General features: G+C 53.4%; 6 protein-coding genes. All 6 read left to right on the plus strand.

The window, feature by feature from the left end:
• Positions 1-191, plus strand: a 191-nt coding sequence (locus Q7V48_04080) for a DUF3387 domain-containing protein (GenBank protein ID MDO9209913.1), incomplete at its 5' end; no start/stop codon positions are given.
• 2 nt (positions 192-193) lie between these two features.
• On the plus strand, positions 194-928 hold the full coding sequence (locus Q7V48_04085) for a SprT family zinc-dependent metalloprotease (GenBank protein MDO9209914.1): 735 nt from the start codon (positions 194-196) through the stop codon (positions 926-928).
• Between the two features lie 148 nt (positions 929-1076).
• Entirely contained in the window at positions 1077-1712 is a 636-nt protein-coding gene (locus tag Q7V48_04090) for a TetR/AcrR family transcriptional regulator (GenBank protein ID MDO9209915.1), read from the plus strand.
• Positions 1709-2872 (plus strand): efflux RND transporter periplasmic adaptor subunit, encoded by a 1164-nt coding sequence (locus Q7V48_04095; GenBank protein MDO9209916.1) that lies wholly within the window; start codon positions 1709-1711, stop codon positions 2870-2872. The genes Q7V48_04090 and Q7V48_04095 overlap by 4 nt, the downstream gene beginning before the upstream one ends.
• Position 2873: 1 nt before the next feature.
• Positions 2874-5975, plus strand: a complete 3102-nt coding sequence (locus Q7V48_04100; protein MDO9209917.1) for an efflux RND transporter permease subunit — start codon at positions 2874-2876, stop codon at positions 5973-5975.
• On the plus strand, positions 5972-6165 hold a 194-nt coding region (locus Q7V48_04105; protein ID MDO9209918.1), incomplete at its 3' end, for a hypothetical protein. The genes Q7V48_04100 and Q7V48_04105, both read left to right, overlap by 4 nt.

Below are 6165 nucleotides of genomic sequence, written 5' to 3' on the forward strand. Positions count from 1 at the left end.
TTACGAAGAAGATCACTCAGGCGATAAAAGAAAAGCGGGTGATCGACTGGACGGAAAAGGAGGACATTCAAAGAGAAATGCGCAGGGAAGTCAAAAGACTTTTAAGGGCGAAGGGCTGTAAAGAAGACCAGGTAGAGCCACTGACCCGGGAGATTTTGAATCTGGCCCGGATCCATTTGAGAGACGTCTAAAGATGAACAACATCCAATACGGAAATAAAAAGATAGCCTTTGAGATAATAAGAGGAAACCGAGAAAAGACGGTAGCCATTTATGTTAATTCCCCAGCAGGAGTGGTTGTTCGATCTCCGGAATTGATAGGGGAAGAAACAATTAAAAAATTGATTCAAAAGCGAGCTGCTTGGATTGTTAAAAGGCAGGAACTTCTTAAGAACCAGATTCCGCCTGCAACGGTTAAGGAATTCGTAAGCGGAGAGGCGTTTCCTTTTTTGGGGAGGGAATACCGCTTAAAAGTGGTCAAATCAACCTCGGAAAAAGAAGGGAGATGTGAACTTAGAAATAAAAGGTTTCAGGTAGAGATCAATCTTAGCTTAGATTCCGGAGAGGCGGAAAAGACAATAAAACGGGCCCTTATGGACTGGTATTTGATGCGGGCCAAAGAAAAAATACAAGCACGCGTTGCCTGCTTTTCGCGGCAGATAGGGAGAACACCGAAATCGATTGAAATCAAACACCAGAAGATGCGCTGGGGAAGCTGCTCCCAATCTGAAGGCATCCGGTTTAACTGGAAGATCATTATGGCTCCGTTATCAGTCTTAGATTATGTCATCGTTCATGAACTCTGCCATCTCATTTATCCGCACCATTCCTCTCAATTCTGGCAAAAGGTTCAATCGATCCTTCCTGATTATAAAAGGAGGAAAGAATGGCTTAAGCGATGCAGCTATTCCTTGGTTGGATTGGGGTAAAAATATTTTGACCCCAATTTAACCCCCGCTTTTTTACCCACCCCCAAATGCTCGCCAAATTTCTCCCCAAAAATTTCTCTTGACAATGAACTCTTTTATTATATACTTACCGGTAGGTAAGTAAAAGTAGAATCGAGGTGAGAAAGAAATGGCCAGAATGGGGGAGCAGGCACTATCTGTAGATAGGTCCGTCCGCCGGAAACTTTTGGTCGGCGCCGCGGAGTTGTTTACCCGCAAGGGGTATGCGGCCACCACTGTCCGGGAAATCGTGGCCGCGGCAGGGGTGAGCAAGCCCGTCCTCTACTATTATTTCAAGAACAAAGAAGGAATCTACCTGGAATTGATGCGCGAAACCTTCACCAAAGCCGACGGCCTTCTCGCCTCCACTCTGGAGGAGCGAGGAACCGTGACCAAAAAGCTGATGCGGTTTTTCGATCAAGCCTTCTCTCTCTTCCTGGAGAAGATTCAAGGCGTGAGGGTGATGTATGCTATTTACTATGGACCCCATCAGGGGGCACCTTTTTTTGACTTCGAGGCTTACCATCTCAGAATCCAACAAACCATCCGTCGCTTGGTGGAGCAAGGAATCCGCCAAGGAGAATTCCGCAGGGGAAACGCCGAAGATATGACCTGGGCCATCCTGGGGGCTTTGAACGTGGCCATCGAAGTGCATCTCGGGCATCCGGAAATGAGCTTGGGCCGCCAAGGTCTGGCCCGGGTTCTCAAGGTAATTTTACAGGGGATAGGGGCAAGGAAAGGAACGGAAAAGGGAGCAAGAAAATGAAAAAGGGATTCATACTAAAAGCAGCTCTTTTTGCTCTTTGGGTGGGCATCTATGGTTGCTCGGCAACGGGAGAAGATAAGAAGCCAAATGAAAAAGTCGGGCAACGCCCGCCGGTGGCGGTGGAAGTGACGAAGGTCACCGCTGCCAATATTACCGATGGAATTGAGGTCATCGGAACGCTCTCTTCCAAATTTGGAGCGGAGGTCAAGTCCGAATACACCGGCATCGTAGCCGAGGTGTACGTCACCGAATGGGTCCAGGTAGAAAAGGGAACTCCCCTGGCCAGGCTGGACACTCGAGAAGGGGAACTGGTTCTGAAAAAAGCCCAGACGGCGGTGGAGATTGCCAAAGCAAATCTAATGCAGGTGGAAGTTGCCGCCAATCGGGCCAACCGGGAGTACGAACGGGCCCTCAAGCTGAAAGAAGTAGGCCTTATCACCCAGCAGAACCTGGATGACGCCCGCACGGAAAGAGAGGCCGCTGCGGTGCGGATCTCTGCTGCTAAAGCTCAAATCCAAGCGGCGGAGGAAGATGTTGAGCATGCCCAGACCCGGCTTTCCAAGGCTATCATCCGGTCACCGAGAAAAGGCGTGATATCCTGGCGCAATGTCAATGTGGGGGACTATGTGGGAGAGATGGGGGCCAAACCGATGTTCCGGATTGTCGATAACCGGGTTCTGGAGCTGACGGTAACCGTCCCTTCCGGGGAAATGGGAGCTGTGCGCATGGGACAAGCCCTTACTTTTTCCACGGACGCAATTCCGGGGAAGACCTTCACTGGAAAAGTCATGTTCATCAACCCGACAGTAAATGAATCGGATCGATCGGTGAGGGTGGTGGCCGAGGTTGAAAACACACCCGAGCAGCTAAAAGGAGGCCTTTTCGTGAAAGGCCAGATCTTGACCGGAAAACGGACCGGAGTCATCAAAATACCCCGAATAGCCCTACTTACCTGGGACGTGGCCGCCACAAAAGCCGAGATCTTCGTGGTGAATGAAAACGTTGCCCACCGCCGGACCGTCCGTACCGGAAATATTTCAGGAGATCAGGTGGAAATTATTTCTGGTTTGGCTTCCGGGCAACAGGTAATTACCCGGGGAGGGTTCAACGTCAAAGACGGGGATAAGGTGAATGTAACGCGGGTCAACGGGGAGAAGTAGAATGTTTCTTTCGAATTTATCCATCAAAAGGCCGATATTCGCCACGGTAATGATGCTGGTCCTGGTTACCCTGGGGATCTTCTCCTACCGCAAGCTGGCCATCGACATGTTCCCCGACGTGGAGATCCCCGTTGTCTCTGTGGTAACCAAGTTTCCCGGGTCCTCACCGGAGACCGTGGAACGAGAGGTGAGTAAGCGCATCGAGGAGGCGGTCAACTCCATCTCCGGCGTCAAGCACGTCATGTCCACCTCCCGGGAGAGCGTCTCCAATGTGGTGCTTATGTTCCATCTGGAAGTGAGGGTCAATGACGCCGCCCAGGAAGTAAGGGCCAAGGTGGGCGCAATCCGGGGGACTATGCCCCAGGGGATCGAGGAGCCGATCATCCAGAAGCTCGATTTCGCCACCTTCCCCATCGCCTCTTTGGCCGTGCGGTCGGAGAGACTGTCCCCACGGGACCTGACAACGCTGGTGGAAAAGAAAGTCAAAAGGCGCTTTGAGAACATCTCCGGAGTGGGAAAAGTTGACCTGGTCGGCCCCTCGAAGCGGGAGGTCAACGTTAATATCGACCCGCTCCGCCTGGAAGCCCTGGGGATGGGAGTGGATGAAGTGATCGCCGGTTTGCAGTCGGAGAACGTCAACACCCCGCTCGGTCGACTGAATCGGGGGGGCACAGAATACCCCTTACGAATTTCGGGAAAACCCGATGCCGTCGAACAGTTCAAAACCATGGTGATCGCCCAGCGGGGAGGGCGTCCGATTCCCTTGGCTGAAGTGGCGCAAATAAAGGACGGCATCGAAGAACAACGGTCGCTGGCCTTAGTGAACGGTATCCCCGCTATCGGCCTGGACATTTTAAAACAGTCAGGCGCTAACACCGTAGGCTTGGTCGACCGGGTGAAGAAGGAGATCGAGGTTATACAAAAAGAGCTTCCTCCCGGGACCACCATCGAAATGGTCCGGGACGCCTCCATCATGATCCGCGACTCCGTGCGGGATGTGGAGGAGACCTTGATTCTCGGCGGGCTCCTGACCATCCTCATTGTCTTCTGCTTCCTCAATTCCTGGCGGTCCACGGTCATTACCGGCCTGACCCTGCCCATTTCGGTTATCTCTTCCTTTACGGTCATGTATTTCTTGGGTATGACCCTGAACGTGCTGACCCTGATGGCCCTTTCTCTGGCCATCGGCATGCTTATCGACGACGCCATCGTGGTCCGGGAAAACATCGTGCGCCATCTCGAGCGCGGGGAGGACCACTTCACGGCTGCGCGGGAAGGAACGAGCGAAATCGGGCTGGCCGTGCTGGCCACGACCATGTCCGTCATCGCTGTGTTCATTCCCGTGGCCTATATGAAAGGAATCGTGGGGCGGTTTTTCTTCCAGTTTGGGATTACGGTCGCTTTTGCCGTCCTGGTCTCGCTGTTTGTCTCTTTTACCCTGGACCCCATGCTCTCTTCGCGCTGGGTGGACCCGGATATCGAGCGCAAAGGGAAACGGCACTTTCTCGCCCGCATCCTCGACCACTTCAATCATTGGTTCGACCGGACGGCGGATGGATACCGGAAGGTGATCGGCTGGGCCCTGGATCACCGGAAGATCGTCCTCTTTGTGGCTACGGTAGCCTTCTTCGCCGGCCTTGGTGCTTTTAGAGTTCTGCAAACGGAGTTTTTCCCCAATTACGACCAGGGTGAATTTCAGGTGAACTTCAAGAGTGCGCCGGATGCCTCCATGGAAGAGACCCAGAGTCGGTTGGCCGCGGTCCAGGAGGCGCTGAAGGAGATCCCCGAGGTGAAACATACCTACGCCACCATCGGAGCTGGAGATACAGGAACCGTGCGCGACGCCATGGTGTTTGCTAAACTCAAAGAACGGAAGGAGCGGAAGCGCAAACAGGAAGAAATTCAGCGGGATCTGAGGCAACGCATCGAGAAAATCCCCGGCATTCTTCCGACCATCATGGAAGCGGGGAGAATGGACAATCAGAAACCCTTGGTGATCAATGTCCGCGGCGAAGACATCGCCTTGCTGAAGAAATACGCGGCGGTGTTGAAGGAAGAAATCTATAAAATTAGGGGAATCGTCGATCTGGAAGTAACCCTGGAACAGGATATCCCGGAATTCCGCTTGGTCGTTGACCGGGAGCGGGCCGTGGATGCCGGAGTGATGACCGGAGACATCGTCCGAACTGTAGGCGCTCTGGTGGGAGGACAGGCAGTGACTACCTACGAAGATGAGGATGGAGACGCGGTAAACGTGCGGGTGAGGTTACCGTTGGCCCTCCGGCAAGACCCGACCCAGGTTGAAAGGTTACGGCTGGCCGTGCCCAAGCCGAATACCCTTCCCGCGCTGGTCCCGCTGGGGAACGTGGTTAATTATGGGATGAGTACAACGCCGTCGGAAATTAACCGGCAGGACTTGACTCGCCAGGTGGTGATCACGGCCAATCTCGATGGACTCCCTCTGGGAACGGCCGTAAAAAGGGTACAGGAAGCGGCGAAACATCTAACCATGGCTCCGGGATACCAAATTGTCTTTTCCGGTGAGGCCGAGGACATGGCCGAATCCTTCGCCTACATGGCGGAAGCCCTCGTTTTGGCCGTCATCTTCGTATACCTCATTCTGGCCGCGCAGTTCGAATCATTCATCGACCCCCTGGCCATCATGTTCTCCCTTCCCCTGTCAATCGTGGGCATGGCGGGTATGCTCTTTTTCACCCGGGGTACCATCAACATGATGTCCCTCATCGGACTTATTATGCTCATGGGCCTGGTGACCAAGAACGCCATCCTCCTGGTGGATTTCACCAAAACCCTGCGTTCCAGGGGAATAAGCCGGAGGGAAGCTCTGATCACCGCCGGCCGGACGAGACTGCGCCCCATCCTTATGACCACCCTGGCCATGATCTTCGGGATGCTGCCCCTGGCGCTCGCCCTTGGGCAGGGGGCAGAGATGCGGGCCCCAATGGCTCGGGCGGTCATTGGCGGATTGATCACCTCCACCTTATTGACCTTGCTGGTTGTTCCTGCCGTTTACACCGTGCTCGACGATATTGGAGGATGGATCCGCCATCGTTGGGAAGGGAAAAAGGAGGCCCAAGAGTGATCCAGCAAAGATTAAAAAATGGCTTTCTCCTGATTTTAGCTCTTGGCCTAATGGGATGGACTGGTTTTTTTCCCGGGGCCAAGGCGTTTGCCGAAGAAAAAGGAATCAAGATATTGACTTTGGAAGAAGCCCGGCGAATCGCCCTCGAGAAAAATAAAGATATTCAAAAAGCGCGGGAATACAGGAGTTT

The organism is Deltaproteobacteria bacterium (assembly GCA_030654105.1).
In the GTDB taxonomy this organism is placed as follows: domain Bacteria; phylum Desulfobacterota; class SM23-61; order SM23-61; family SM23-61; genus JAHJQK01.